At 63.6% G+C, this 26007-nt stretch carries 24 protein-coding genes; 9 read left to right on the top strand and 15 right to left on the bottom strand.

Annotated features, from left to right (window positions below):
* Positions 1 to 354: 354 nt before the first annotated feature.
* The gene (gene rimO, locus QZ269_RS03035; protein WP_291424181.1) at positions 355 to 1854 is read left to right on the top strand and encodes a 30S ribosomal protein S12 methylthiotransferase RimO; all 1500 of its coding nucleotides are present in this window, start codon (positions 355 to 357) and stop codon (positions 1852 to 1854) included.
* A 252-nt stretch (positions 1855 to 2106) separates the two neighbouring features.
* Here the strand turns inward: rimO and QZ269_RS03030 are convergent, their stop codons facing one another.
* Together QZ269_RS03030 and QZ269_RS03025 are read right to left on the bottom strand one after the other, a co-directional pair.
* On the bottom strand, positions 2107 to 3111 hold the full coding sequence (locus QZ269_RS03030) for a potassium transporter TrkG (RefSeq protein ID WP_291424179.1): 1005 nt from the start codon (positions 3109 to 3111) through the stop codon (positions 2107 to 2109).
* Between the two features lie 18 nt (positions 3112 to 3129).
* Positions 3130 to 3480, bottom strand: a complete 351-nt coding sequence (locus QZ269_RS03025) for a potassium transporter TrkG (RefSeq protein ID WP_291424177.1) — start codon at positions 3478 to 3480, stop codon at positions 3130 to 3132.
* A gap of 181 nt (positions 3481 to 3661) precedes the next feature.
* On the opposite strand from QZ269_RS03025, the gene QZ269_RS03020 reads away from it, so the two are divergent.
* Positions 3662 to 3913: a hypothetical protein gene (locus QZ269_RS03020; RefSeq protein ID WP_291424176.1), complete on the top strand. Its 252-nt coding sequence runs from the start codon at positions 3662 to 3664 to the stop codon at positions 3911 to 3913.
* On the opposite strand, the gene fetB is transcribed toward QZ269_RS03020, so the two are convergent.
* The 6 genes from fetB to QZ269_RS02990 form a co-directional block, all read right to left on the bottom strand.
* Positions 3884 to 4702 (bottom strand): iron export ABC transporter permease subunit FetB, encoded by an 819-nt coding sequence (gene fetB, locus QZ269_RS03015; RefSeq protein ID WP_291424174.1) that lies wholly within the window; start codon positions 4700 to 4702, stop codon positions 3884 to 3886. The two genes, QZ269_RS03020 and fetB, sit on opposite strands and share 30 nt — an antisense overlap.
* Positions 4699 to 5283, bottom strand: a complete 585-nt coding sequence (locus QZ269_RS03010) for an ATP-binding cassette domain-containing protein (protein ID WP_291424172.1) — start codon at positions 5281 to 5283, stop codon at positions 4699 to 4701. The genes fetB and QZ269_RS03010 overlap by 4 nt, the downstream gene beginning before the upstream one ends.
* A gap of 13 nt (positions 5284 to 5296) precedes the next feature.
* Positions 5297 to 6814: an ATP-binding cassette domain-containing protein gene (locus QZ269_RS03005; protein WP_291424169.1), complete on the bottom strand. Its 1518-nt coding sequence runs from the start codon at positions 6812 to 6814 to the stop codon at positions 5297 to 5299.
* Positions 6811 to 7776 carry a branched-chain amino acid ABC transporter permease gene (locus QZ269_RS03000; RefSeq protein WP_291424167.1) on the bottom strand — a complete coding sequence of 322 codons (966 nt, stop codon included), beginning with the start codon at positions 7774 to 7776 and terminating at the stop codon, positions 6811 to 6813. The genes QZ269_RS03005 and QZ269_RS03000 overlap by 4 nt, the downstream gene beginning before the upstream one ends.
* Positions 7773 to 8627 (bottom strand): branched-chain amino acid ABC transporter permease, encoded by an 855-nt coding sequence (locus tag QZ269_RS02995; RefSeq protein WP_291424165.1) that lies wholly within the window; start codon positions 8625 to 8627, stop codon positions 7773 to 7775. Before QZ269_RS02995 ends, QZ269_RS03000 begins: the two co-directional genes overlap by 4 nt.
* Positions 8628 to 8754: 127 nt before the next feature.
* On the bottom strand, positions 8755 to 10074 hold the full coding sequence (locus QZ269_RS02990; RefSeq protein ID WP_291424163.1) for an ABC transporter substrate-binding protein: 1320 nt from the start codon (positions 10072 to 10074) through the stop codon (positions 8755 to 8757).
* Positions 10075 to 10521: 447 nt separating this feature from the next.
* Here QZ269_RS02990 and QZ269_RS02985 point away from each other — a divergent pair, with 447 nt between their 5' ends.
* From QZ269_RS02985 to QZ269_RS02960, 6 genes are all read left to right on the top strand, one after another.
* The gene (locus tag QZ269_RS02985; RefSeq protein ID WP_291424161.1) at positions 10522 to 11097 is read left to right on the top strand and encodes a MarR family transcriptional regulator; all 576 of its coding nucleotides are present in this window, start codon (positions 10522 to 10524) and stop codon (positions 11095 to 11097) included.
* Positions 11094 to 12494, top strand: a complete 1401-nt coding sequence (locus tag QZ269_RS02980; RefSeq protein ID WP_291424159.1) for a TolC family protein — start codon at positions 11094 to 11096, stop codon at positions 12492 to 12494. Before QZ269_RS02985 ends, QZ269_RS02980 begins: the two co-directional genes overlap by 4 nt.
* 16 nt (positions 12495 to 12510) lie before the next feature.
* Positions 12511 to 13545, top strand: coding sequence for a TolC family protein (locus QZ269_RS02975; protein ID WP_291424158.1), 1035 nt, complete (start codon positions 12511 to 12513; stop codon positions 13543 to 13545).
* Entirely contained in the window at positions 13542 to 15116 is a 1575-nt protein-coding gene (locus tag QZ269_RS02970; RefSeq protein ID WP_291424156.1) for an MDR family MFS transporter, read from the top strand. Before QZ269_RS02975 ends, QZ269_RS02970 begins: the two co-directional genes overlap by 4 nt.
* 54 nt (positions 15117 to 15170) lie before the next feature.
* Positions 15171 to 17129 carry an efflux RND transporter periplasmic adaptor subunit gene (locus tag QZ269_RS02965; RefSeq protein WP_291424154.1) on the top strand — a complete coding sequence of 653 codons (1959 nt, stop codon included), beginning with the start codon at positions 15171 to 15173 and terminating at the stop codon, positions 17127 to 17129.
* A gap of 202 nt (positions 17130 to 17331) precedes the next feature.
* Positions 17332 to 18714, top strand: a complete 1383-nt coding sequence (locus tag QZ269_RS02960; RefSeq protein WP_291424151.1) for a S8 family serine peptidase — start codon at positions 17332 to 17334, stop codon at positions 18712 to 18714.
* Positions 18715 to 18808: 94 nt separating this feature from the next.
* Here the strand turns inward: QZ269_RS02960 and QZ269_RS02955 are convergent, their stop codons facing one another.
* The 7 genes from QZ269_RS02955 to uraD all read right to left on the bottom strand — a co-directional run bounded on the left by QZ269_RS02955 (position 18809) and on the right by uraD (position 24819).
* A complete protein-coding gene (locus QZ269_RS02955; protein ID WP_291424149.1) occupies positions 18809 to 19345 on the bottom strand; it encodes a flavin reductase family protein in 537 nt (178 codons plus the stop codon).
* A gap of 221 nt (positions 19346 to 19566) precedes the next feature.
* Positions 19567 to 20739 (bottom strand): alanine--glyoxylate aminotransferase family protein, encoded by a 1173-nt coding sequence (locus QZ269_RS02950; RefSeq protein ID WP_291424147.1) that lies wholly within the window; start codon positions 20737 to 20739, stop codon positions 19567 to 19569.
* 80 nt (positions 20740 to 20819) lie between these two features.
* Positions 20820 to 21644 carry an alpha/beta hydrolase gene (locus QZ269_RS02945; RefSeq protein ID WP_291424145.1) on the bottom strand — a complete coding sequence of 275 codons (825 nt, stop codon included), beginning with the start codon at positions 21642 to 21644 and terminating at the stop codon, positions 20820 to 20822.
* Complete coding sequence (locus QZ269_RS02940) at positions 21641 to 22300, bottom strand: alpha/beta fold hydrolase (protein WP_367272193.1); 660 nt, start codon at positions 22298 to 22300, stop codon at positions 21641 to 21643. The genes QZ269_RS02945 and QZ269_RS02940 overlap by 4 nt, the downstream gene beginning before the upstream one ends.
* 267 nt (positions 22301 to 22567) lie before the next feature.
* Positions 22568 to 22960 (bottom strand): hydroxyisourate hydrolase, encoded by a 393-nt coding sequence (gene uraH, locus QZ269_RS02935; protein WP_291424141.1) that lies wholly within the window; start codon positions 22958 to 22960, stop codon positions 22568 to 22570.
* A complete protein-coding gene (pucL, locus tag QZ269_RS02930) occupies positions 22957 to 23844 on the bottom strand; it encodes a factor-independent urate hydroxylase (protein ID WP_291424139.1) in 888 nt (295 codons plus the stop codon). The genes uraH and pucL overlap by 4 nt, the downstream gene beginning before the upstream one ends.
* Positions 23845 to 24162: 318 nt before the next feature.
* Positions 24163 to 24819, bottom strand: coding sequence for a 2-oxo-4-hydroxy-4-carboxy-5-ureidoimidazoline decarboxylase (gene uraD / locus QZ269_RS02925; RefSeq protein ID WP_291424137.1), 657 nt, complete (start codon positions 24817 to 24819; stop codon positions 24163 to 24165).
* A gap of 145 nt (positions 24820 to 24964) precedes the next feature.
* On the opposite strand from uraD, the gene QZ269_RS02920 reads away from it, so the two are divergent.
* Positions 24965 to 26007 (top strand): malate synthase A (locus QZ269_RS02920; RefSeq protein WP_291424135.1); only part of this gene is annotated, 1043 nt, incomplete at its 3' end.

Here is a 26007-nt window from a genome sequence, read left to right as displayed (position 1 = left end):
TCATGGAATTGCGCGGGCTTCACGGGCTGTCCCACGTATAGGAGTCACCGCCGGTGGGGAATCTCACCCCGCCCCGAAAGAGGTCGGCCCCGCCCGGTACCTGCGCGGGGCCAGCTGCAAGGTAAAGCAAAATGGTGAGGTGAAAAGGAAAGTTGTTCAACATCCCCGAACACTCGCCCTTGGGCCAGTCCCAGTGCGGCTCCAGTGCAGTCCCAGTGTGTCCCCGGTTTGGCCCCAGCCCCGGCCCAGCGCTGAGGCTTTGGTACGTCGTCCCCTATCTCCCAGGCGCACTGGCCTGTAAACTGGTTCAAAGTGCGCCCCGCGTCTGGTGGAGTGGCGCGTGGAGGACAGAACATGACCGTAGTAGAACAATCGCCGGGCCAAAGCCAGGTCCAGCCAAAAAGAGTGGGCTTTATCAGCCTGGGCTGCCCCAAGGCGCTGGTAGACAGTGAACGCATTCTGACCCAGCTACGAATCGAGGGTTACGAGGTCGCGCCCAGCTACGAGGGGGCCGACGCCGTGATCGTGAATACCTGCGGCTTTATTACGCCCGCCGTCGAGGAATCGCTCTCGGCCATTGGGGAGGCACTGGAGCACGGCGGCAAGGTGATCGTGACGGGTTGTCTGGGCGAGCGCCCCGAGAAAATTATGGAACGTCACCCCAAAGTCGCCGCCATCACGGGCAGCGAAGCGGTAGACGACGTTATGGGGCACGTGCGTGAGCTGCTGCCGCTGGATCAACACGCCTTTACGGGGCTGCTGCCGGTGGCCGCGCCGGGTACGCGGGCTGACGCCCTAGCCCCGGCCCGTGAAGAGACCCGCCACGGCGACGTGTTCGCTCCTACGGTCAGGCTGACGCCCCGGCACTACGCCTATGTCAAGATCGCCGAGGGCTGCAATCATACCTGCGCCTTTTGCATTATTCCTAAGCTGCGTGGCCTTCAGGTATCGCGTGACGCCGGGGCCGTGCTGTACGAGGCCTACCGCCTGATCGCGGGCGGCACCAAGGAACTCATGATCATCAGCCAGGACACCAGCGCGTACGGCGTGGACCTGCGCTACCGCGAAAGCGAATTTCAAGGAGGGCAGGTGCGGGCGCACCTCACCGATCTGGCGGTCAAGCTGGGCGAGATGGGCGCGTGGGTCAGGATGCACTATGTCTACCCATACCCGCACGTCGAGAAGATCGTGGAACTGATGGCGCAGGGCAAGATTTTGCCTTACCTGGACGTGCCGCTTCAGCACGCCAGCCCCAGAATCCTGAAGCTGATGCGGCGGCCCGGCGCGGGCAAACAGCTCGCCACCATTCAGCGCTGGCGCGAAATCTGCCCCGAGCTGACCATTCGCAGCACCTTTATCGTGGGGTTTCCGGGCGAGACGGAAGAAGATTTTCAGGAGCTATTGCAGTTTCTGGAAGACGCCCGCCTTGACCGCGTGGGGGCTTTTCCGTACAGCGACGTGGAAGAAGCCGACGCCAACGCGCTGCCGGGTGCGGTGCCCGAAGAAGTCAAGGCCGAGCGCCTGGAGCGCTTCATGGAAGTGGCCCAGCGCATCAGTACCGAGCGGCTGGCCGAGAAAGTGGGCCGCGTAATGGACGTGATTATCGACGAATTCAACGACGACGAGGGCGACGAAAAAGGCACCCGCCTGATCGGGCGCACCCAGGGCGACGCGCCGGGCATCGACGGGCAGGTCTACCTGTTCGCAGGTGAGTTCGCTGGGCAGGTCAACATTGGTGACATCGTGCGGGCCAGAATCGAGGACAGCGACGAGTACGACCTGTTCGGTGAAGTGGTAGAGCGCCCCGCGTGGAAGCCAAACGTGCCGCAGCTGGGGCACTTCCGGGGGCACTGACCTAGAATGCTGGCCGGGAGAAGCGCAGTGGGCCGCGCAGTCGCCCTGGCCTGCCTTAAAACCCATCCGGACAATGCTGAGTGGCTTGGGATTTTACGGCACCGGATAGCCTCTTAGAGGATTTTGCAAAAAGACGGCGCTCTTTTGACCATCTTTTTGCCGAGTGCAACGAGTGAAAAAGGAAGAACAGGACGTGGAATGAAGGGGGCGGCGGTGTTTTTCCGACCTGCCCATCATTTCCGAGAACTGCTCTTAGTCTATGTTGAACGCCTGCTCCTCGGGAAGTTCGTCGACTATGGCGTGAGTGGTATGAAAGGCCAGGAGCAAGGACAGGAAGCCTACCCGGCCCAAGAACATCAGCGCGACCAGCACCAGTTTACCGTGGTCGGAAAGCACCGGGGTCAGATTGACACTAAGACCGGAAGTGGTAAACGCGCTCACGGCCTCGAACGCCAAGACGATGGGCCGGTGCTGGTGATCAGTGAACATAAGTGCCCCCGTGCCCAGACCGACGGCCAGCAGCGCCAGTGTGACTACTGTTAGCGCCCGCATCAGTGTGCGAACCGGAATGGCGCGGCCTTCCAGCTGGGCCTGCGGCTGTCCGCGCAGGGTGGCCCGCGTGGCAGAGAGCAGCACGGCGAGGACGGTGGTCTTGATCCCGCCAGCCGTCGAACCGGGGTTACCGCCCACGAACATCAGGCTCATAATAAGCAGCAGCGTTGGCGCAGAAAAGTGGCCGTAATCCAGCGTAGAAAACCCCGCCGAGCGCGTCACAGTGGTTTGAAAGGCGGCGTGCAGCAGCTTATGCGGCGGGTCCAGCGGCCCCAGCGTACCGGGGCGGTGCCATTCCAGCAGGGCAAACAGCAGTGCGCCGCCCACCAGCAAGCAGGTCGTGACTTTCAGGCCCACCCGCGTCTGGGCCGAGAGACCAGGCAAGGGGGTCTGACGGCGAAAACGCCCGTAAAAGTAGCGGTCGAGTTCATCCAGCCCGATAAATCCGGTGCTGCCCAGCACCACCAGCAGCATCAGCGTCAGCAGCGAAAGCGGCGCGAGGCGGGCCACCCCGTCGGGCCACAGGCCAAATCCGGCGTTCCCGAAGGCCATGACCGCGTGAAGCAGGGCGTAGCGTGCCCCCTGAAGCGGCCCAGTCAGCCGTATCATGTCGGGCAGCAGCACCAGGAACCCGGCGAACTGAATTCCCAGCGTCAGCAGCACGACCCGCAGCAGCAGATGCCGGAAATTCTGGCCTTCGGGCAAGCCGAGCGCCTCGGGGGTTCAGTCGGCGGCGGCGGCCTGCTTGCCCCAGCCGACAAAACGTAAGATCAGCACCAGCAGGGCCAGCGCTCCCACCTCGATCAGCACCGCCAGCCACAGCTGCCCGGCAGGCGTGAGCACCTGACCGACATTCACGCTGCTCAGGCCCGTAGTACACACGGCGCTGGTCGCCAGCAGCAGCGCGTCTATCAGGCTCAGGTGGCCCTGGTGCGCGGCGGGCAGCAGCAGTCCCAGGGTGCCCACCAGCAGGGCCACCAGCACCCAGACAATCAACCAGTCGTTGGGCGAGCGGATAGCGACGGGGAAATCTCGGCCATTTGCGGGGGCGTCGGTTGCAGAACCACTGCTCACCGGGCCACTATACCGGCACCCAAACCCGGTCTACACCCATACCCGCCGCGCTTCTCCGGAGGCGCGACCGGCGATCAATCTGCCGGAACCATTTTCTTCAGCGCTTTGCAGTGGGAACCACGCCCGCCGCCCCGTCAGCTTCAGCAAACACTGGGCTGAAACTTATAGTGATAATACTGTTATGAAAGTCACGCTTCAGGGAGACACAGGTACGCTGACTGAGCTTCCTGGCGAGCCTGACTGGCCCATCAGCCGCCTCGACCGTTACACCAAGCCCGGCACACTGTTCAAGCGGCCCGAGGAAGTCGAGATCTGGCGGCTGCCCGACGGACGTCTGATCCGACTGGGGCGCACTGACCCGCGCGGCGAATGGAACGTGCGCTGGCGGCGCACCGAGAAAGCGTCAGCCGGGTCTAGAGGCAGGCTTTCGTAGCCGCTCGGCCCCTAGCCGTTCAAGGCGTAGCCGGTCGCGGTTATCGAACAGGCGGTGGTATGCCAGCAGTACCACCCCCAGGCTGCCCAGCGCCGAACTGGCGGCCAGCACGAACATCATCACCAGCTGGTAGTGCACGGCGTTTTGCGGGCTTTCCCCAGCCAGAATCTGCCCGGTCATCATGCCCGGCAGGCTCACGATGCCCATCACGGTCATGCTGTTCAGGGTCGGCAGCATCCCGGTCTTGACGGCAGTGGCCATCAGCGGGTGCGCGGCCTCCCAGCGGGTCGCGCCCAGCAAAAGTTGCCCCTCGACCTCACCCCGGCGGGCGTGCAGGTCAGCAGTAAATCGCTCGGCCCCCAGAGCCACGCTGGTGACCGAGTTGCCCAGGATCATCCCTAGAATCGGCACGGCGTACTGCGGCTCGAACCAGGGGTGAATACGCAGTACAGCGCTAAGGGTCAGCCCGGTTAGCAGGAAGGAGCTGCCGAAAATGGCCACGAAACTGTCGAGAAACAAAGAGCGGTACCGGTATTTGGGCCGCGCCGAGGAAGCCTGAGCCGCCAGCAGAGTCATGACCAGCCCGATGGCGACCACCGGCAGCGGCTGCTTGAGGGCAAAAACCCACGCCAAAATCAGCCCGACCAGCAGCAGCTGCACCGTCATCCGCACGCCCGCGACCAGGATTTCACGCCCCAGACCCAGTTTCAACCACCACGACAGGCCAATGCTGACCAGCAGCAGCGCCGCCGAGGCCGCGACCTGCCACAGCGCGATGTGCAGGCTCACGCCGTCACCCCCGTCGCGCACCACTCGCTGAGCACGGCCTCGGCGCGCGCGGTGGTGTCGGGATCGAGGGCCGAGGTCGCCTCGTCGAGCAGCAGCACTGTGGGCGAGAGCAGCAGCGCCCGCAGCAGCGCCACCAGTTGCCCCTCGCCGCCCGAGAGCGTGACCGAGTCGAGCGCCAGAAACTCGGGGCCGCGCCCCAGTGCCTGTGCCAGTTGCCGCGCCTGCGGCACATCAAGTGTCCGGCCCGCGTGGGCTTTCAGGTTAAATGGCTGCGCCAGTACCTCCTGCACCGTCACCCCCGCGCCCAGCGCCGCCCGCTGGGGCAGCAGCATGACCCCAGCGCGGAAGGCGGGCAGCGCCCACGCCTCCTGGGATGTTCCCCGGAAGGTGATGGAGCCGCTTTCCAGCGGGTCGAGTCCGGCGAGTTGCCGCAGCAGCAGGCTTTTGCCCGACCCCGATGGCCCCACCACCATGAGCCTCTGGCCCGGCGCGAGACTAAAAGACAGGCCCTCAAATAAAAGCCGACCCTCGACACTCCGCCGCAGGTCGGTGGCCGTCAGCAGCGGGGCAAGGTCGGTCATCAGCCCCGTCAAGCTACACGCCCATCAGTTCCTGAACAAGGGCGCGGTTCTCGGCCAGGTGCGCCGCGTCGCCCGCGAAGGAAACGCTGCCGTGGTCAAGCACGTACACCCGGTCGGCCACCGCCAGCGCGAGATCGAGATTCTGCTCGGCCAGCAGGATCGTCTCGCCGCTTTCGCGCAGTTGCAGCAGCACGTCGCGCACCACCGTGACCATCAGGGGACTAAGGCCCTCGGTGGGTTCGTCGAGCAGCAGCACCCTGGGGTTTTGTAGCAGGGCGCGGCCAATCGCTACCATCTGCTGTTCGCCGCCCGACAGCGTGGTGCTTAGGCTGCGCTGACGTTCCTTAAGGCGCGGAAAGGTCTCGTAGACGCGGGCGAGAGTCCACTTGCCGGGGCGCAGGGCCAGGCGCAGTTCCTCCTCCACGGTCAGCTCGGCCATCATGCGGCGGCCCTGTGGCACCAGCGACAGCCCCCGCGCCGCGAGGGTCGAGGCCCGCAGCCCAGTCACGTCCTGCCCCGCCAGCGTCACCGCGCCGCCGGTGGGCTTGCGCCAGCCCATTACGGTGGTCATCAGGGTCGTTTTGCCCATGCCGTTGCGCCCGAGAACCGCCACCACTTCGCCGGGACGGACGGCGAGCGACACGCCCCCGAGGGCCACCGCGCTGCCGTAGGCGGCCCTTAGGTCACTCACCTGCAGCACCGGCGCGGCAGCCAGACTTTCGGGCGAGACCACGCGGCCCTGACGCTCAAGGGCCGAACCGACATACACGGCCTGCACCTCGGCATTGGTGCGGATTTCCTCCGGCGTGCCGGTCGCCAGCAATTCACCGTTGCTCAGCACGGTCAGGTGGTCGGCGAAGTCCAGGCAAAAAGCCAGGTCGTGTTCGATAAGCACCGTGGTCAGTTCACGCGGCAGGTTCAAAATAAGCCCCATGACGTGCTCACGCTCGTGGGCCGAGAGCCCGGCCAGCGGTTCGTCGAGCATCAGCAACCTGGGTTCCTGGGCCAGCACCATCGCCAGTTCCAGCTGGCGCTTTTCACCGTGCGAAAGCGCCCCGGCGGGCCTATGGGCTTGGGCGCTTAGGCCCATGCGTTCCAGCGCGGCCTGGGCGACGCGGGCCGCTTGCGTCTGAGCCGCGAGGGGACGCCACCAGTCACGCCGCCCTGACTGGTGGGCCAGCACCGCCAGCACCACATTTTCCAGCACGGTGTCCTCGGTAAACAGGCTACTGGTCTGGAAAGACCGCGCCAGCCCCAACGCGGCGACCCGGTTGGGCGACATGCCGCCAACGTTGCGCCCGTCGAGCAGCACATGACCCTCACTGGGCGGATACTCGCCGCTGGTCACGCGAAAGAGCGTACTCTTCCCCGCTCCGTTCGGCCCGATGACCGCGTGCCGCCCGCCCGCCGGAACGTGAATGGTCACGTCCTTGAGGGCCACCACACCCCCGAAACGCCGGGTAACATTCTCAATGTCCAGCGCGATGCCAGGGCGCACGGGCAGTGGCGCCGCATTGACAGGAGCCGTCATGCCTGCTTCCTGGGTGTCTGCTTCCTGTGCAGCAGCGACCACAAACCGCCGCGCCCAGTCAGCACCAGTGCCATCAGAATCAGGCCAACGAACCCGGCCCACAAGTCGGTGTGCGAACTGACCACCGCTTGCAGGCTGGTGTACAGCAGCGCCCCTATAACTGGCCCCCACAGCGAACGCGCTCCGCCGAGCAGCACCATAATCAGGAGAACCGCGCTCTGCAACCAGAACAGGTCGCTGGGCGTCACGATGCCGCGGTGCATGGCCCCCAGCGCCCCCGCCAGCCCGATGAACGCCGAGGCGATGAGCACCGCGCCGTACTTGTAAGCGAAAACCGCGTAGCCCAGCGCCCGCGCCCGAGGCTCGTTCTGGCGAACGGCTTCCAGAATGCGGCCATACGGCGACCTGACGATGCGCGAGAGCAAAAACAGCGTCAGGGCAGCGCAGACCAGCGTTACGAGATACAGCGCCGTATCGCTCAGGCCCGACTTGAAGGTCAGACCGTCGGTGCCGCCCGTCACGGCAGTCCATTTTTCAGCGACCACCTGAAGCATCTGCGAGAAGGCCAGCGTAATCATCAGAAAGAAGATGCCCCCGGCCCGCAGAGCCAGCGGCGCGGTTAGGGCGGAATAGGCCGTTGCCAGCACCGCCGAGGCCGCCAGCACCAGCGGCAGCGGCAGCCCCAACTTGGTGAGCACCGCCGCCGTATACCCGCCCAGCCCCCACATGGCAATGTGGCCCAGCGGCGTGAGACCCGCGTACCCGATCAGCAGGTCGAGCGCGGCGGCGGCGATGGCCCAGCACAGAGCTTCAGTGGCGAGGTAAAGCGTGTAACCGTGAATAAACAGCGGCGCGATCAAGGCCGCAGCCAGCAGGGCCAGCAGCACCGGGTAGGGCAGCGGTGGGCGGCCCTCTCCTGAATGACCCAGTCCTGCGGTAGTGGCCGGCGCAGCGTTGCTCATGCATTCCCCAGACGGCGGCCCAGCAGCCCCTGTGGGCGCACGGCGATAACCAGAATCATCAGCGCGAAAATGACGATTTGCGAGATGGCCGGAAAGTAGGTTTCGCCGAAGCCCTTGACCAGCCCAACCAGAATGGCGGCCAGGAAAGCGCCCTCGATGCTGCCCAGCCCACCGATAACCACCACGATCAGCGCAAAAAGGGTCATGGTCGAATCGAGCGTGGGGGTCAGCGCCAGTTGCGGGCTGCCCACCGCGCCGCCGAAGGCCCCCAGTCCAATGCCCGCCGCGAAGGTCAGCATCGAGATTTGCGCCACTGGCAGCCCCAACGTGGCACTCATCTGCTGATCGGCGGTCACGGCGCGAATCTTGGCCCCGGCCAGCGTGTTCCGCAGAATCAGGCGCATGACGATAAGAACCAGGACGCCCACCACGATCAAGACCAGCGGATAACTGGGAATCATCATGCCGCCGATAGCCACCGGGCCGCCGAAGGGCTTGGGCGGCGACACGCTCTTGATATCGGCCCCCCAGATGTGGCGCATGGCGTCCGACATCACGAAGGTCAGCCCCAGCGTGGCAAGCACCTGCCGCAGCTCATGGCCGTGCAGGCGCGACAGCAGCAGCCGTTCGGCAGCCATACCCAGCGCCGCGCCGCAGAGGGTGGCGACCAGTACGCCCAGCCAGAAGTTGCCGCTGGCCTGCGTGACCGAGTAGCCGATGTAGGCACTCAGCACATAAAACGCCCCGTGTGCCAGATTAGCGACCCGCGCCACCCCAAAAATCAGCGAGAAACCCGCCGAGAGCAAAAACAGCAGCATCCCGAAAGCCAGACTGCCCACCAGTTGAAACATAATCAATTGCAACGCCGGTTCACCCCCCCCCGCTATGTATCAAAGCTGCCTGTCAAAAAAAGCATATGAAAAGCGGAGCAGGCCCTTTACCGCGCTGCTCCGCCGACCGGTCAAGGCCAGCCCAGACTTATTTGCCAGGATCCTGAAATTCTCCGAGCTTAACGACCATCTTGTTATAGAGGCCCTTGGGGCCTTTGGCGACCTGGCGCACGTACACCGGGTTGATCACGTTCTGGGTCACGGGGTCGAACCTGAAGGTGCCGCGCGGCGACTGGAAGTTCACGCCGCGAATAGCTGCCAGCAGCGCGGGCTTGTTGCTTACATTACCCCCGGTCTTCTTGAAGGCCTCGGTCAGTACGCGGGCCATGTCCCAGCCGCGCTCGGCATAGGAGCCGGGCAAAGTGCCGTACTTTTTGGTGTAGGCGTCAGTAAAGACCTTGTTCTGCGGCACGGGCAGGTTCTGTACCCAGGGCAGGGCGCTGATGGCCCCCACGGTACTGTCGCCCACTGCGCTGAGCACAGTTTCGTCGACCATGTCGCCGAGCACGGTCAGCTTGACCGTCTTATTCAGGCCAAACTGCGCGAACTGCTTCAGGAACAGCACGGCGTCACTGCCTGCCAGCACGCCGTAAACCGCCTCGGGCTTGGCCGCCGAAATCTGGGCCATGTAGGAGCTGAAATCGCTGCTGCCCAGCGGACTGTAGACCTCGCCCGCGACCTTGCCGCCCGCCGCCGTGTACGACTTCTTAAAATCGGCCAGCGACTCCTTGCCGAAGGCGTAATCGGCGGCGATCAGAAAGGTGTTCTTGCTGACCTTGTCGGCCACGTACTTGCCGAACGAGGAATTGTACTGCCACACGCTGCCCGACGCCCGGAACACGTAGGGGTTTTTCTTGTCGCGGGTCAGGGCATTGCCCGCCGCGTTGAACACGACTAGCGGCACCTGCGCCTTTTCGACCACCGGAGCCAGGGCGTAGGCACTGGGTGTGAGAACCACGCCCGCCAGCAAGTCCACCTTGTCCTGGTTGATCAGCTTGTTGGCTTTTTTCAGCGCCACGCCGGGGTCGGCTTCCTCGTCTTCGCGCACAAACTGGAGGGTCTTGCCCGCCACTTTATGACCAACCGAGTCCATGTACAGGCTAAAGCCCTTCCAGCCTTCTTGCCCCAGCTGGGTGTACACGCCCGAGGCGGGCAGCAGCACGCCCACTTTTATGGTGTTCTGCGCCAGGGCCGTTCCAGCGCTCAGGGCCAGAACCACGGCCAGTGAATTCCTTAATGTTCTATGAACCCTGGTCGAAAGGTTGCCAAAACGGTTTAACCCGAGCGGACTTGTAGAGCTGCCCCGCAGAGCAAGCACAAGAGAAGCGGGTTCCGGGCGCACAGTGGGCACTCCGGCGTCCTTGCGGATGGTCAACGAGACAGACGGAATCCGTATTAGGTAGTTCATGGGTCCTCCACCATGGGGGCGCAGCAGCTACCCAGGTGATGTTCGTTATGGCCGCAGCACCGGAAAGCGGGTCAGTCGTGCACCTAGCTGAGGAGGTCAGATGCCTTACGGCTCCTCTGGCTGCGTGAAACCAGACGTGCGCCTTTCAACGCATCCGGGCCGGAGAAATTCACTGCGGCGGGGCATTTGGGTTTTACCTTCGTACGATGGGTCTCCTGGGGGCAGTAGCAATGCAAAAGCCGCTGATATTTTACCACATTCCAATCTAGGTTCTTCCGGTTCTATACGGACTGCGCCAAATTCCGGCAGGCCCCTTTCTGCACGCCACCCGTCCCACCCAAAAGCTCCGGATGCTAGGCCACATTTCATCTGAGCGTTAACTTCTGGCGATTTATTTCCACCGTGAAAACTTTTTTAGATGGAAGCATAAAAGGAGGTGAGAATAGAATGAGCAAGAGTCATGAAGGCCCGGTTGACCCGGCATTGGACGATCTGATTGAGCTGATCAGCCAGTTCGGACGCACCAAACTCAGTTTGCAGTCTCTGCTGCTCCGCCCAAAATGGCGCAACGAACTGGTCAGGCAATTTAACGAGGCGAACATCGAACTTCAGGATCCTGAGCTGTATTTTCAGTGGTTGCCAATCTTTTACCGTTTGAGTCGGCGGCTGATGAATGAAGAAGGCAGCATGAACATGCGGGCGGTGGCCGAGGCTATCGGGGTGCCGCTGAGCACTGCCACGCGCCTGACCGACAACTTCGTCACTCACGGCCTGATGGAGCGCCAGCCCGACGCCCATGACCGCCGCATGGTCATGATTCGCCTGACGACGAAGGGCCAGCTGGCCTATCAGATCGCCGACCGGAACGCACGCGACCGTCTGGAAGACCTGCTCAAGCAGCTCACGCCTGAAGAGCGGGCGCAGCTGCTGCCCCTGGGTACCCGTCTGTTCCATTTCTGGATGGCGTCACTCGAAGAAATGGCGTTTCAAAGCAACAGCAACAAGGAGGCCCCCACACCTTGAATACTCGCAGAACAACCCTACTTGGCCTCACGGCGGCGCTGCTGAGCTTTAGCTTCGCCTCGGCCCAGAGCGCGGCCACGCCCAGCACGCCGGGAGTAGCCCCCACCAGCACCCCGGCCAGCAGTCTGGCGCTGTCGCCCGCGCTTATCACTGGCCTCACCAGTTACCCCAGCCTGACGCAGGCCCGCCTGGCGCTCGAAGCGGCCCAGACGCAGCAAAAAATCGCGGATTTCCCGGTGTCCGGAACCATTTCAGCCAGCACCACCCGTATCCTGAACAGCGACGACACGCCGGGTCTATGCACGACCAATCAGCTGCTGCAATTCACGACCTACTGCGCCCCGCTGCCCAGCAGCGTCCAGAACGTGAACGCCTCGCTGCGAGCCACGCCGTTTAATTACGGCGACGTCGGTGCCCGGCGGCAACTGGCCCAGATCGCGGTAGATCAGGCCCGGGCCGGGTATCAGACCGCGCTGGCGAACCTGGAAGGTCAGGTTGTGGTGGCCGCGCTGCGTGCCCAGCTGGCCGACAGCAGCGTGGGACTGGCGCAGCAGAGCGTGCAGGCGGCTCAGATGGCGCTGCAAGCCATTCAGACCCGCTTTGACGGCGGCGGCGCGACCCACAACGAGCTGGAACAGGCCAGGCTGACACTGGCCCAGGCGCAAAGCGCCGTGCAGCAGTCGCAGGAAAACTCGGCGCTGGCCCACGCCACGCTGCGCGACCTGACCGGTAGCCCCGAGATTCCGGCAGTGACTCCTCTCGGCGTGCCCGCCAACATGCAGAGTGTGGCAGTGGCTCAGGCACAGTTCGCCGTGCGCCGCGCCCAGATCGCCTACGAGCAGGCCAGGTGGAACAGCCTGCCGAATCTTCAGGCCAGCTACAGCCACCGCCTGAGCAGTTCCTCGAGCGCCGCTGCCAATCTGGCGATAGGAATCGACTCGCGCAATGTGGCCCCCACCGCCAGCTTTTCGTACGGCCCGGCGACTGCGCCCACCAACCGTATAACCGATCAGCTCACGCTGGGGGTCAGCTTCGACGCGTCACTGGCGAACCTCGAAGCGCCCGCCCTCGCCAAAAATGCGCTGGATCAGGCGCAGGCAGGCTTTGCAGCGGCGCAGCGCCAGTCGGACCTGCAACTCCAGGGCCTGAACATCGCCTATCAGCAGGCCCAGCGTGATCTGGCGCTTAGGCAGCAGGCCGTGAACCTGGCCCGCCAGAACCAGAAAGACGCCGAGGCCCGGCGCGATCTGGGCCTGATCTCGCCCCTCGAAGCGGCGCAGGCCGCCGTCGCCACCTATCAGGCGCAGCTGGCTGCCGATCAGGCGACCCTCTCGCAGACCACTGCCGCCAGCAACTTCTACACCTTCTTCGGCCTTCCTCTTACGCCCCTGAACTGACCCCACGGAGAACAAAATGACACACACCAGCCGTTTCCTGAAGACCACCGCCCTGCTGCTTTCGCTAAGCGCCGCTTCCGCCCAGGCCGCCACGCTGAGTCTGGCAAGCGCCCTTGCCAAGAGCGGCAACCAGCCCAACGTGATCGCCGCCCGCACCGCCCTAAGCAACGCCCAGTCCGAATACGCCAAGGCCAAGGCCGACCCGCTGGCGACGAAGGTCACCCTGCTCCGGGCGCAGCAGGCCTATGAGCTGGCCGTGGCGAGCGTCAAGAGCGCTGACACCCAGGCCGACGCCCAGATCGCCCAGGCCTACACCCAGGTGCTTGAAGCTCAGGACGGCGTGAGCCTGGCAACCCAGGCGCTCGACCTGGCTACCAAGGCCGCCAAAGTCGCCCAGACCCAGTACGCCAAGGGCGGCGGCACCCAGATCGCCGCGCAGGTTGCCCAGAACCAGGCAGCCGCCGCGCAGCAGACGCTGAATACCGCCCGCGACGGCCTGAACCTGGCGACCAGCAACCTGATGAGCCTGGTCGGACCGTTTACCTCGGTGGCCCCGATTCCGGCCAGCGCCGTGCCCGACAATGTCAGTAGCAGCGTCGTGGATACCGTGGTGGCCCGTAACCCCGCCTACATCCAGGCCCAGCAGGGCAGCGCCGCGCTGCAACTCCAGCTGAATCTCGCCGACCCCATCGCTGTGTCGGCCTCGCAGATCAACGCGCTCAAGACCCAGCTTCAGCAGACACAGTCGGCGGCTCAAAACGCCTCGCGCGGCCTGCGGATTCAGACCCAGGGGCTGTACAACTCTTACCTCCAGGCGATCAAGAACCGGAGCGTCAAGCTCACGGCGCTGCAAAACGCCGAGCGGCAATACGCCGCCGACCAGGCGCGTTACGCCAAGGGCCTTATTAGCCAGCTGGCCCTGCTGCAAAGCCAGATCGCCTACGGGCAGGCCAAGCTGGCCCGTGAGCAGGCCGACGACAGCGTGCTGACCGCCTACTACAACCTGTTGGCAGGCACCCCCAACCCCAGTGCGAGCGCCGGAGGGAAATGAGCGCCCCGGCTGCTGCGGCTCCCACCACCATGCCCGGCAACACCTGGATGGCCCCGCTACTGATCCTGGTGATCGGGGCCTTCATGGCCATTTTGGACACCAGCATTGTGAACGTCGCCATCCCGGACATGATGAACATCTTCGGGGTGGATCAGGCCAAAATCGAGTGGGTCTCGACGGCCTACACCCTGGCCCTGGGCGTGATCACGCCGCTCTCGGCCTGGCTGGGGGCCAGATTCGGCCTGAAGAACATGTATATGGTCGCCCTGGTCATCTTTACCATCGGATCGGTGCTGTGCGGGCTGTCGTGGAGCCTAAACAGCATGATCTTCTTCCGCATCATCCAGGCGGTGGGGGGCGGCCTGATCATGCCCGCCGTGCAGGCCATGATGATCCGCATGGTGCCGCGCAACCAGTTGGGGGCAGCGGGCGGCATCTTCGGCATGGCCGTGCTGCTGGCCCCCGCCATCGGCCCGACCCTGGGCGGCTACCTCGTCGAGTTCGTCAACTGGCGCTGGATTTTCATGATTAACCTGCCCATCGGGATCATCGGGATCTTTCTGGCCCTGCGGCGGGTTCACCAGTTTCCGCCGGGCAATGCGGGCAAATTCGACTTTCCCGGCGCGGTCGGTATTGCCCTGGCCCTCTTCACGCTCCTGCTGGCGACCAGCGAACAGGCCAGTTGGGGCGGCTGGAGTGCCGAACCGGTGGTGCTGCTGCTGTTTATCAGCCTGATGTCTTTTATCGCCTTCATCTGGTGGGAACTGAGTATTGAAGAGCCGCTCCTCAACCTGCGGCTGTTCAAGTACCCGAGTTTCAGTATCGCCAACGTCTTGCTTATGCTCATCAGTATTTCGATGTTCGGTGTGCTGTTCTACCTGCCGGTGTACCTACAGACCATTCGCGGCATCGGGGCGTTCCAGTCAGGCCTGCAACAGCTGCCGCCCGCCCTGCTGACCGGGATGATCATGCCGATTGCCGGGCGCCTGTACGACAAGATCGGCCCCAAAATCCTGATTCCGGTGGGGCTGCTGGTGATGGCCTACGGCATGTTCTTGTTCCGTGACCTGACTATCGACACTCCGGTCGTAACTATCATCTTGTGGAACTGTGTTCGTTCGGTAGGCATGGGCCTCGCCATGATTCCCACGCAGTCGGCTTCGATGTCCGAAATTCCGCCCGCACAGTCCGGGCAGGCCAGCGCCATCACCAACATCGTCAACCGCCTGGGGGGCACCTTCGGCATCGTGATCATGGTGCAGATGTTCGACCACTACAACCACTTGCAGGTGGCGGGTTACGCCAACCTGATGCAGCAGGGCAACCCGGTGCAGACGAACCTGATGCAAGAGGGCGTCGCCAAGCTTCAGGCCACCGGCATGAGCTTTCATCAGGCCCGGATCGTCTTCATGTCGCTGTGGCAGCGCGAAATGGCGACGACCGCGTTTACCAACACCTTCGACATCGTGATGGTCATCATCGCCGCGTCTCTGGTGGGGTGCGCCGGACTGGCCCTCTTCCTGCGCAAAGGTCAGGTCAAATCCGACGAACCCGGCCACATCATGGAGTAAGCTCCGGCCCCCACCGAACCGTGCGCTCCACTCAACTGAAAAAGGAAACAACCTATGACCAGAATCAACAAAGATTCAGATAACCCGCGCCAGCCTTCCGGCACTGAACAACAAGCGAAAGAAGTGATCGTGGCTTCCGCCGCCCCCGAGGTGAACACCGTTTCGACTTCCAGCAGCGCGGCCCCCGGTAGTGCGCGGCCGACCACACCAGCTGAACCGATCAGGGAAGACGGGCCAGTCAGGGAAACGGTGCCTGCCGCGCCCAAGCCCAAGCGCAACCGGGCCATGGGCATCACCATCGGTCTGGTGGCGGCGCTCGGGGTGGCGGGCATCGTGGGCTACTACGCCTACAACGGCTCGCACCACGTCAGCACCGATAACGCCCGCGTGGCGGCCAACACCGCCGCCGTGACCCCCGAAATTCCGGGGCGCGTGCTGCAATGGAACGTGGCCGTGGGCACCCCCGTCAAGGCGGGCGACGTGATCGGCCAGATCGACACCAGCACCGTGGCCCAATCGAGCGCCGCCAACGCCGGGGCACTCTCACAGGTCGCTCCGCTGACCGCCTCGCGCTCGCTGATTCGCGCCCCCATTTCGGGGACGGTCATTCAGACAGCCGCCCTGGTCGGTCAGATGGTCGCTGCCGGGCAGTCGCTGGCGGTTATTGCCGACGACCGGAGTTCTTACATCTCGGCCAACATCAAAGAAGGCCAGATCGCCAAGATCAAGCCCGGCCAGACCGTACACGTCAAGCTCGACTCGCTGCCCGGCCAGACCCTGACCGGCGTGGTGCAGCAAATCGGGCAGGCCACCGCCGGTTCGTTCTCGATTCTGCCCAGCGGCGGGGCCGACAGCGGCAACTTCACCAAAGTCGAGCAGGTCATTCCGGTGTCCATCTACCTGACCGACGCCGACCACGCCAAACTGCGGCCTGGGGCCAGCGCCTCGGTCACAGTGGATCTGGGTGATCCGTCGAGTACGCCAGTCAACGTCAAGACCACCACTGCCGCGGCCAACTCCCTTAAGACCAACCTAAACGTGGTCGGCACCCTGACTTCGGGCAGCAACGTGAATATCACGGCGCAGGTGACTGGCACCATCCTGAGCCTGACGCCGCAGGTGGGCGATCAGGTTCACAGGGGTGAGGTGGTGGCCCGCATTGATGACAGCGCTATCCGGGCGCAACTGGCCCAAGCTCAGGCCGGACTGGCCCAGGCTCAGAACGGCGGAACGGCGGCGCAGACCAATCTCGCGCAGGCCGCCCGCACGCTTGATCGCCTCAAGGCGGTGTACGCCGACGGCGGCGCGTCACTTCAGGAGGTGCAAAATGCCCAGACCCAGTACGATAACGCCGTGGTCGCCAGCCGTAATGCGGGCGGGGCTTCGGTGCAAGGGGCGCAGGCCGTCATCAACAACCTGAAAGTCACGCTTGCCAAGACCGTGATCACCAGCCCGATTGACGGGGTGGTTTCGGCCCGCAACGCCCAGCCCGGCGAAGTGGCCTCGCCCGCCCTGCCGCTGCTGACCATCGTGGCCGGAGAGCCGCGCAAGATCGTGGCGACTATTCCCTCGACTCAGGCCAACCTAATCAAAACCGGGGATAAGCTCAAAGTCAAGTTCGACGCCTTCCCCAACAAGGTCTACCCGGCCAAGATCACGGCGATCAACCCCAGCTCGGTGGCGACCGGGGACTTCTACCCGATTGAGGCGACTCTGGCAACCAGCAACCCTGAACTCCGCGCCGGGATGGTGGCGACGGCGACCATCGAAACCGACGTGCCCGGCGGTACCCCCACTGTGCCGACCAGCGCCGTGGCCCGTATCGGCAGCCAGAACTACGTGTACGTGGTCAAGGACGGCAAGGCGGTGCGTACCCCGGTGCAGCTCGGCCTCAGCGGTCAGCAGGGTTCCGAGGACGCGGTGGCGGTCATCGGCGGCCTGGCAATAGGGCAAAAAGTCGTGACCAGTAACGTCAATGCGTTGTGGGACGGCGCAGTTGTGGCTGCCCAATAAGGCCGCCCGGTAAGAAGAGCTGCAAAAACCGTGCAACCCGAGCGGACTCGTAGGGCTGCGCCGCAGAGCGAGTGGGAAGGAAACGGGTTCCAGGCGTAGAGTCAGCCATCCGGCGTCCTTCCGAACTCTCAACGAAACAGACGGCAATCTGTATCACCTGAGAATGAACTGTGCGGCCCCTAAACTCGGTACTCTAACAACTGTGAAAGTTTCTTTGCTTCTCTGCTTGGGGCTGGGCCTGACCCTGCTGATCACCAGTTGCACCCAGTCGCCCAAAACCACGGGAGGCAACGGCAGTTCCCTTTCTGCCGCCTGCCAGACCGCGATTGGACTGAGCAGTCAACCAGCGGGGCTAAACCCCGTCATGGCCCCGGCCCTGCTCACTGGGCAAGCCGTGACTACTGGCCCAGGCACGCAGACCGCGCCGGACTGGGCCGCCCCGCACGTTGCTGGCGAGGTGCTGGTTATCGGGAGCGGCCAACTGAGCGCCCAGGCCACCAGCAGACTGAGTGGCCTGAAGCTGACGCCTGTGGCAACCGGCGTGCAGCGGGCCGAAACACCCGGCGGCCAGACCGATCAGGCGTTTGCCAGAACCCTGAGGGCGGCGGGGCTGAATGTTCAGCCCAACTTCATCTATCACGCGCTGGGGATGGTCGACGACCCTGGCTTTCCGGGCAACAGCGGATTGTTGGTGGGCCAGTTCAAAATGTTTCAGACCTACCTGACGCGTACCCGCGTGCCGCAGGCCTGGAACACGCTGGCGATCTGCGGCCTAACTCCGCAGGGGGCACTGACGGCCATGGTCGATACGCCGCTCGATTCGGCCCATTCCGAGTTGAAAAACCGGATCACTGTGGGGGCGGCGCGGCTCCCTGCCGCAACCGGAACCGGACACGGCACCGCCGGAGCCGGTCTGATCGCGGCGAATACCAACAACGGCAGCGGCCTGAGCGGAATCGTCTGGAACGCCCAGCTGCTTTCCGAGGAAGTGCTCGCCGCCGATGGCGGCACGACCAGTCAGATTGCTCTGGGCATCGACGACGCGGTCAGTAGGGGGGCCAGGGTCATCAACCTGAGTCTGGGCGAACCGGGAAACAGCGGGGATACCGTGCTGACCAACAGCATCCTCAAGGCGCAGCAAAGCGCAGTGGTGGTCGTCGCGGCGGGCAATAGGCCAGATCAGGGGGTGTACTACCCTGCCAACCTGCCCGGCGTGATTGCCGTGGGCAGCACCGGCAGCAGCGACTCGGCCCTGGCCTGCTACAGCGCCCGCCCCGGCAACGGAATCGACCGTACGCTGGATATCGTGGCCCCCGGCGGCGCGGGGTACGAGGGCGGGTGTGACGGCGCGACGCTGGACCAAGACCTGCTGCTGCTGGCACCGAACAACAGCTACATACTGGACGCCGGAACCAGTTTTGCCGCCCCACAGGTCAGCGCCGTCGCCGCCCTGATGCGGGCCGCCAACCCGAAACTAACGGCCAGCCAGACCCGCGCCCTGCTGATCGGCAGTGTGAACTGGGCCAGCGGATTGCCTCTGCTAGACGCCAACGCCGCCGTTAAAGCGGCTTTGCGGGCGAACTGAACCCTACACGCTTTACCACCGCCAGCTGCTGAACCCCCTTCCCTGCCCAGAGTGAGCTTCAGCAGCTGGTGGGCTAGCACACCACAGCGGCGCTCTACTGTTGTTCGGGGTGGTACTCGACCGTGCCGTATTTGCGGTTATGGTACAGCAGGGTGTGGCCGCCCTCATGCAGATGGACATCCTGCACGTCGCCCAGCACCAGCAGGTGGTCTCCGGCCTCGATCACTTCACGCACCCTGGCGCTGAAGGCCCCCGCCGTACCCTGGAGCAGCGGCACACCGCCGGGGCCTGCTGCGTACTTCAGCGTGTCCCAGGCGGCCTTACGCTGGGCCACCGGGCGGGCAAAGGTGTTAGCCAGCTCCGACTGACCCTGGCCCAGCAGGTTGACGGCAAACGCCTTGCTGTTTTTCAGGGCTTCACTGGCCAACGAGGTGCGCTGCACCGATACCAGAATGATCGGCGGGTCGATAGAAACGGTTAGAAAGGCAGTGGCAGTAAAGCCGTCAAGCTGGTCGTGCTGGTCGAGCAGCGTGACCACGGTAACGGTGGCAGCCCAGGCACGGGCCAGCGCCTTGTACGAGTCGGCCAGGGTGGGGGGCAGTGGAGTTCCAGTCGCAGAAGTTTCGGTCATAGGCGCAGTCTCGCTGAGCCGGGGCAAAGGAACAAGCCCGGCACTTCCCTGGGTGCTCAGTGCCCACGCCTCTCCTGCCAGCGCCTCTCCTGCCAGCCGTCGAGGGCGGTGCCCCGGTGCTAAGGCTAGTCAGCGGACGCGGCTCGGGGTTGTTGCAGGTCGCTGTCGCGGCTGGAGGCGCCAGTGGGAGGCACTAGTAAAGCGCCGCCCAGCACTGGCACTCAGACAGAGAGTAGGGAGGGTTTCTGGACTGCTTCCTCGACCAGCACTTCCTCATAGCGGGCCAGCAGACCGGGTTCACCCATCAGGTCTTGCAGCGCCGCCATCAACTTGCGGTAAGGCTCTGGGTGGGCACTTTCGCCCATCAGACCCAGCCGCCAGATCACGCCCGCAGTCGGGCCGAGGCCGCCTGTAACGCTGATTTCCCGTTTACGCAGGGCCTGGCGCACCCCGGCATCGTCGAAGCCTTCGGGCAGGCGCAGGGCCAGCACCGTCGGCAGGCGGTCGGCTTCCTTGCGGACGTAGTGCGAGAAGCCGTAGAACTCCAGCGTACGGGTAATCACGCGGCCCATCAGTCGCACGCGGCGCTGGCGGTTTTCCAGTCCTTCTTCCAGCGCGGCCTGGAGCGCAGCGTGAAAGGCGTAGTGCAGGTTGACCGGGACGGTGTGGTGGTAGGTATGGTCGATCCAGTAGTCCTTCAGACCGCCGAAATCGCAGTACCACAGCGGCGTGGGGCTACGGCGCGAATCAAAGCGGGCAAAGGCCCGTTCACTAACGGCAATCGGGGCCAGGCCGGGAGGAGCCGAGAGGCACTTCTGCGCCCCGGTGTAGGCATAGTCCACGCCCCAGTCCTGCATCTTGAACGGTTCCATTCCGGCAGTGGTCACGGCGTCCACAGTAAAGAGGGCCCCGCTGCGGCGCACGAGTTCGGCGATTTCGGGAACCGGATTCAGTACGCCGGTGCTGGTTTCCCCGTGCACGACAGCGACCATAGCCACGCCGTCGATATGGTCCGCCACGTCTTGCGGGTTGATCGCCTCGCCCAGCGGGGCCGTGACCAGCCGAACCTTCGCTCCGTAACGGGCGGCCATCTCGGCCATGCGGCGGCCAAAGCTGCCGTTGGCGCAGACCAGAACCTCGTCGCCCTTTTCGACCAGGTTGGCAAACCCCGCCTCCATCCCCAGGCTGCCTGTTCCAGCCAGTAGGGCGGTAAAGGCTTCGGGTTCCGTGCCGTACATGACGCGCAGATCGGCCTGAATCTCGCGGTTAAGCGCAAAGACTTCCGGGTCCATATGGCCCAGCATCCCGCGCATCAGCGCCTTCTGCGCGCGGGGATGAATCGGTGTCGGGCCAGGAGTCAGCAAGACGTGTTCGTTGTGGGTGTCCTCAAACATGTGTTCATCTTACACCGCTTGGCCCAGGATTTAGCAACACTATTGCTTGATGGCCTGATTATTCGGGGAGTAAAGCAACATTATTTCTCAGATTCGCCAGATTTCAGTTTGTTTGCCCAGTTGGTGTCACGTTTCTCTTCAGTCAGTTTTAGAAAGTCAAGGGTCAGACGGGCCACTGTTTTAGGGTTTGAATCGGTCAGGGCGTGGGTTCCGCCGTAGATGGTGCGGGAGAGGGCGTCGGGAATTCCGCGCTCAATCGTTTCGATGGTCCAGGCGTGAATGACCGGGTCGCGGTTTCCCTCCACTAATAGGGTGGGTGCCCGAATACGCCCGAGCAAAGGCTGGGTCTGGTGCTTTTCCTGATCGCGGGCCAAAGCGTACATGCGGCGCACTCCGCAGCGGCAGTAGGCACTGAGGCCCAGCGGCAGCAGTCCGGGACGCTCGCGCGGCAGGTCGCGCAGCAGGCGCAGAAGTTGCAAGGTAATGTGCGGATTGTCTGGAACGCCAGTCGGGGCGCAGGCGATCAGCGCCGATATCAGGTGCGGGTAGCGGGCCGCCAGATCAAGAATCACCTCGCCCCCCAGCGAGTGCCCGAACAGCGCGGTTTGGCTCAGGCCCACCGCCTGCAACCACGCGGCGAGGTGGTCGGTCAATTCTTCTATACGCCGGGGCAGGTGGCGTTCGCCCTGGCTCCAGCCGTGGCCGGGGGGGTCGTAGAGATAGACTTTGCGTTCCCGCGCCAGTTCACGCGAAACGCGCTGGTACATCCATGACGCGCAGCCCAGTCCTGGCACGATCACCAGCGCTCTCCCCTGCCCCCGCACCCAGGCGTGGGTCCACAAGCCGCCGACGCGGGTAAATTCGGAGTGACCTCCCTCCCGGTGAGCCGTGCTGCGGCCCTTCATCCTCCGGCGCTCAGGAAATCGAGGACGGTGCGATTGAATTCTTCGGGAGCGTCCACCATCACGACGTGTCCGGCACGGGGAATTTCGTAGAAGCGGGCACCGGGAATGGCCTGGGCGAGTTGCCGCCCGAGTGAAGCGGGTACCAGCACGTCGCGCCCGCCCCAGATGACCAGCGTCTTGACCTGCATAAGCGCCAGCAGTTCGGTCACGTCGTCGAGCAGCAGGCTCTGGCCAGTGCGCCACAGGTTCGGCAGGCCCGCCCGCGCTGAATCGGCCAGAATGCGCGGCAAAAAGCTGAGTCGCCCCGACACCCCGGCGCGGGGCAGTTTGAGAGCCAGCTGAACCAGGTTGCCCCGGAGCAGGCCGGTGGAACAGGCCAGCACCAGCTCGTGGATGCGCCCCGGCACCAGGGCCACGACCCGCGTGGCGATCTGCCCGCCCAGGCTGTGGCCGATCAGCGCGGCTTTTGTCAGGTCGGCCTGCTCCAGCCAGGCGGCGATCATCCGGGCGTCGGCCTGGACACCCAGCGACCGCTGCCGGTGGGCGTTGCCGTACCCCACCAGTTCGACAACGTACACCGCGAAATGCGGCGTGAACGCGGGCAGATTGCGCTTCCACCAGTGGCCCGACCCGCTCAGGCCGTGAATGAAGATCACTGGTCTACCCTGCCCATAGCGGGTAATTTGTAGTTTTCTATTTTCCTGCTCAAAGACTGTGGTCACACCGTGCACGACCACACCATAGCGGGAAGTCGGTGTGGCCTGGCGCGGGAGAGCTGATTAACGGGTATTGACCGCTCGGTAAGCTAGCGATATACGCCTGGTATGGGTAAACTATTCCCGCTATTTTGCATACAAGCGTTTACCTATTTCTTTAAAATATAAGCGCGCCAGACGGAATTTTTCGGATTCTATCCGATCAGATCAACTGCCCCGGTAGGTGCTGTAGGACCACGGCGTCACTACTAGCGGCACATGGTAGTGCCCGGCGGTGTCTGGAACGGTAAACCGCAGCGTGACCCGGTCTAAAAAGGGCGGCTCAGACACGCCCGGAAACCCCCGGAAATGCTCGGCTACGTAAAAGGTCAGCTCGAAGGTGCCGGGGATCAGCGAACCGCGTTCGATCAGCGGCGCGTCGGTGCGGCCATCTTGATTGGTCACCGTCTCGGTCAGCTTCTGGCGCGTTTCGCCGCCGCTTTCGGCTGCCACCCGGTAAAGCTCGACCCGGATACCCTGAGCCGGTTTTCCCCGCGCCGTGTCCAGGACATGGGTGGTCAGGCCGGAATGGGCCGGAGCACGGGGAGAGGGCTGACTCACTCGGCCCGCTCCACCCAGGCTTCCATCAGGCCATAAGGCTCGGGGTCCACATGATAGATCTCGTTGTTGTTTTCCAGGCCAAAGCGTTCAAGGTTGTACTTGAGGTGATGCTTGTTGGGCATCTGGAACCAGATCCGCGAGATTTCCGGGCAGCGGCCCAGTACGGCCTCGCCCATCAGATACAGGGTGCGCTGCAAACTGGGCGAGTAGTGGTCGGTCAGGGTCTCCTGAATCTGGCTGAAGACGGCCTGCCACACGGCGTCGTAGTCGCAGCTGTCCACGGCGTATTCCCACTTGGCGGTCACGAAGGTCGCCATCACGCGGTCGTTTGTTTCGGGCAGGGTGGTAAAGCGCTCTTTGAGCAAAAAGCCTTCCCAGCCGCTTTGCGTGGTTTTCAGGACATACAGTTCCTCGATGCCGGAAGTCACCTGAAAGGTCTGACCGTCACGGCTCTCCACGCGGGCGGTGTGCTTAGGCATCTGACGCACGAAGGAGTGGTTATGCGGTTGCCCGGCCACCTGCACATGATCCCAGAGGTGCTCAGTAAATTCCGCGAAGGCTCCCGTCACCTTGGGGCCAGTACCCACAAAATGCCTAACCAGTTCCTTGCCAAATTCCTCGATACTGCCGCCAAACCCTTCTTTGGCCAGCGCGTAGATGGTGTTCCGCACGGTATCGGTGGCGATCAGGTCAGTGTTGTCGCCCCTGGTGTGCGCGGCATCGAAATCGCCGTACATCCCCACCCGCACGCGCACGTCCTTGAGTTCATGACTGGGACGATCACGCCTAATTTTCATCAGCTGAACTTCGGCCTTGCCGTAGTTGTTGTCGCCGAGCCTGACGTTAACCTTGACCTTCTGGGTGGGCTGCTGGGTTCCGGACATGCTATTTGCTCCTGGGGGCACCTACTTTACGAACATAGGCTTTACGAGCGCGGAAAGGGGCCGGGGGCACCGCTGGAAACAGACGACCAGGCAAGATACTTAGACGCCTATGTCATTGTGGTCGGCCTAGTCTAGCAGTCTCCGGCAGCGGGGAGACGTGCTGGCAGGCTGGCAGCGGGGAGAGCAAAGGAACGCGTTAGCGTACAGAACACATAAATTCGCGGAGCCAGACCCCCGCGCTGCTGAGGCAGGTGGACAGCGACTGGCAACGAACCCGACCCGGCGGCAGCAGAGGGCGTGATCTGCATCGTCGCCGGGTCACCTGTTTTGTTCGTTCTTTTCCTCGCCCGGTTCCTGGCGCACCAGATCGAGCACGCGCAGACGGGCAATCCGGCTAATCTCGTGCAGCGCGGCCAACTGCTCTTCCTCGGGGGTATGGGCCAGTCGGCGGCGTGCGCCCTCGAAGATGGTCTCCCTGGTATGTTCACGCACGCACACCACATAGGGAAAGTCGAATTTTTCGTGGTAAGCGGCATTGAGGCGGTGGAACTCGCTGTATTCCTCTCTGCTGAGGCGGTCCAGACCGGCACAAGCCTGCTCGTGGGTACTTTCCGCCGTGAGTTCACCGGCCAGCGCGGCCTTGCCAGCGAGGTCAGGATGGGCCCGGATCAGCTGGCGCTGGGCCTCGGCAGTAGCGGCGGCCACGGCGTCTTTGAAGGCGCCCGCTACAGCCTCGGCACTGGCAAAAGGACGCTGCTGCGCGGCCCAGGCAGCGTACTGGGGCGAGTATTCCAGCACGCCCGCAAAGTAGCGGGTAAATTCGTCAGGACTCAGGGCATTGACCTCCGGCAGACTCAGGGGACGCTGTGGCATGGCTGCATTATTGCCGCTAATCCCGCGCCCAGCAGCACCGTTCCAGGCAGCGCCACTTTCCGCTTGCGCCACGCCGCGTGCGTCAGTTTCCCGCCCAGTCACGCCGCCTCAGCTGTCCCTGCAATAGAGACGGCCTGGCCGCCCGGAGTTTCACGCCATGAACTCGATTGCTGTACAATGAAAAATAACGTTCAAAGTTGAGTTGCTGCTGGCCCCGTTTACACCCCGATTCAAGGAGTTTCCGAACATGACCGACCTTAAACTGCCCGACGGAATGAACATCACTGGCCCCATCAAGGAAGGCTATGAGCAGGTGCTGACGCCCGAAGCCCTGACCTTTGTGGCCGACTTGCAGCGCCGCTTCGGTGCCCGCCGCCTGGAACTGCTAGCGGCCCGTGAGGAGCGCCAGAAGCAGCTGGACGCAGGCGAGATGCCCGACTTCCTGCCCGAAACCAGGAGTGTGCGTGAAGGCGACTGGAAAATTGCGCCATTGCCCGCCGACCTGCAAGACCGCCGGGTGGAAATCACCGGGCCGGTGGACCGCAAGATGATTATCAACGCGCTCAACAGCGGCGCACGGGTCTTTATGGCCGACTTCGAGGACGCCAGCAGCCCCACCTGGGAGAACTGTGTAGAAGGCCAGATCAACCTGCGCGACGCTATTCGCCGCACCATCTCGCTGGAACAAAACGGCAAAAGCTACAAGCTAAATGACAAAACCGCCGTCCTGCTGTGCCGACCACGCGGCTGGCACCTGCCCGAAAAGCACGTTACGGTCGATGGCCAGACCATGTCGGGCAGTCTGTTTGACTTCGGACTGTACTTTTTCCATAACGCCAAGGAACTGCTCTCACGCGGCAGCGGGCCGTACTTCTACCTGCCCAAACTGGAATCGCACCTCGAAGCGCGGCTGTGGAACGATGTCTTTTCCTACGCCGAGGAGTCGCGGGGCGTGCCACACGGCACGATCAAGGGCACGGTACTGATCGAGACCATCGTGGCCGCCTTCGAGATGGATGAGATTTTGTATGAGCTGCGCGACCACTCGGCGGGGCTAAACTGCGGGCGCTGGGACTACATTTTTTCTTACATCAAGAAGTTCCGCAGCGACAAGACCCGCGTGCTGCCTGACCGCGCCAAGGTCACGATGGCGACCCCGATGATGCAGAGCTACTCCAAGCTCGCCATCCGCACCTGCCACAGACGCGGCGCACCGGCGATTGGTGGCATGAGTGCGTTTATTCCGGTCAAGGGCAACGAGGAAGAAAATGCGCGGGCCTTCGAGCAGGT

The sequence above is a fragment of the Deinococcus sp. genome (assembly GCF_018260405.1).
Lineage (GTDB): Bacteria > Deinococcota > Deinococci > Deinococcales > Deinococcaceae > Deinococcus.
This window is presented reverse-complemented; position numbering and strand designations above follow the sequence as displayed.

What these genes read in the sequence shown, in the direction of transcription:
- rimO (WP_291424181.1), top strand. Translation starts at nt 355, where the DNA reads ATGACCGTAGTAGAACAATCGCCGGGCCAAAGCCAGGTCCAGCCAAAA.
- QZ269_RS03020 (WP_291424176.1), top strand. Translation starts at nt 3,662, where the DNA reads ATGAAAGTCACGCTTCAGGGAGACACAGGTACGCTGACTGAGCTTCCT.
- QZ269_RS03010 (WP_291424172.1), bottom strand. Translation starts at nt 5,283, where the DNA reads ATGACCGACCTTGCCCCGCTGCTGACGGCCACCGACCTGCGGCGGAGT.
- QZ269_RS03005 (WP_291424169.1), bottom strand. Translation starts at nt 6,814, where the DNA reads ATGACGGCTCCTGTCAATGCGGCGCCACTGCCCGTGCGCCCTGGCATC.
- QZ269_RS03000 (WP_291424167.1), bottom strand. Translation starts at nt 7,776, where the DNA reads ATGAGCAACGCTGCGCCGGCCACTACCGCAGGACTGGGTCATTCAGGA.
- QZ269_RS02995 (WP_291424165.1), bottom strand. Translation starts at nt 8,627, where the DNA reads ATGTTTCAACTGGTGGGCAGTCTGGCTTTCGGGATGCTGCTGTTTTTG.
- QZ269_RS02990 (WP_291424163.1), bottom strand. Translation starts at nt 10,074, where the DNA reads ATGAACTACCTAATACGGATTCCGTCTGTCTCGTTGACCATCCGCAAG.
- QZ269_RS02985 (WP_291424161.1), top strand. Translation starts at nt 10,522, where the DNA reads ATGAGCAAGAGTCATGAAGGCCCGGTTGACCCGGCATTGGACGATCTG.
- QZ269_RS02975 (WP_291424158.1), top strand. Translation starts at nt 12,511, where the DNA reads ATGACACACACCAGCCGTTTCCTGAAGACCACCGCCCTGCTGCTTTCG.
- QZ269_RS02970 (WP_291424156.1), top strand. Translation starts at nt 13,542, where the DNA reads ATGAGCGCCCCGGCTGCTGCGGCTCCCACCACCATGCCCGGCAACACC.
- QZ269_RS02965 (WP_291424154.1), top strand. Translation starts at nt 15,171, where the DNA reads ATGACCAGAATCAACAAAGATTCAGATAACCCGCGCCAGCCTTCCGGC.
- QZ269_RS02955 (WP_291424149.1), bottom strand. Translation starts at nt 19,345, where the DNA reads ATGACCGAAACTTCTGCGACTGGAACTCCACTGCCCCCCACCCTGGCC.
- QZ269_RS02950 (WP_291424147.1), bottom strand. Translation starts at nt 20,739, where the DNA reads ATGTTTGAGGACACCCACAACGAACACGTCTTGCTGACTCCTGGCCCG.
- QZ269_RS02945 (WP_291424145.1), bottom strand. Translation starts at nt 21,644, where the DNA reads ATGAAGGGCCGCAGCACGGCTCACCGGGAGGGAGGTCACTCCGAATTT.
- pucL (WP_291424139.1), bottom strand. Translation starts at nt 23,844, where the DNA reads ATGTCCGGAACCCAGCAGCCCACCCAGAAGGTCAAGGTTAACGTCAGG.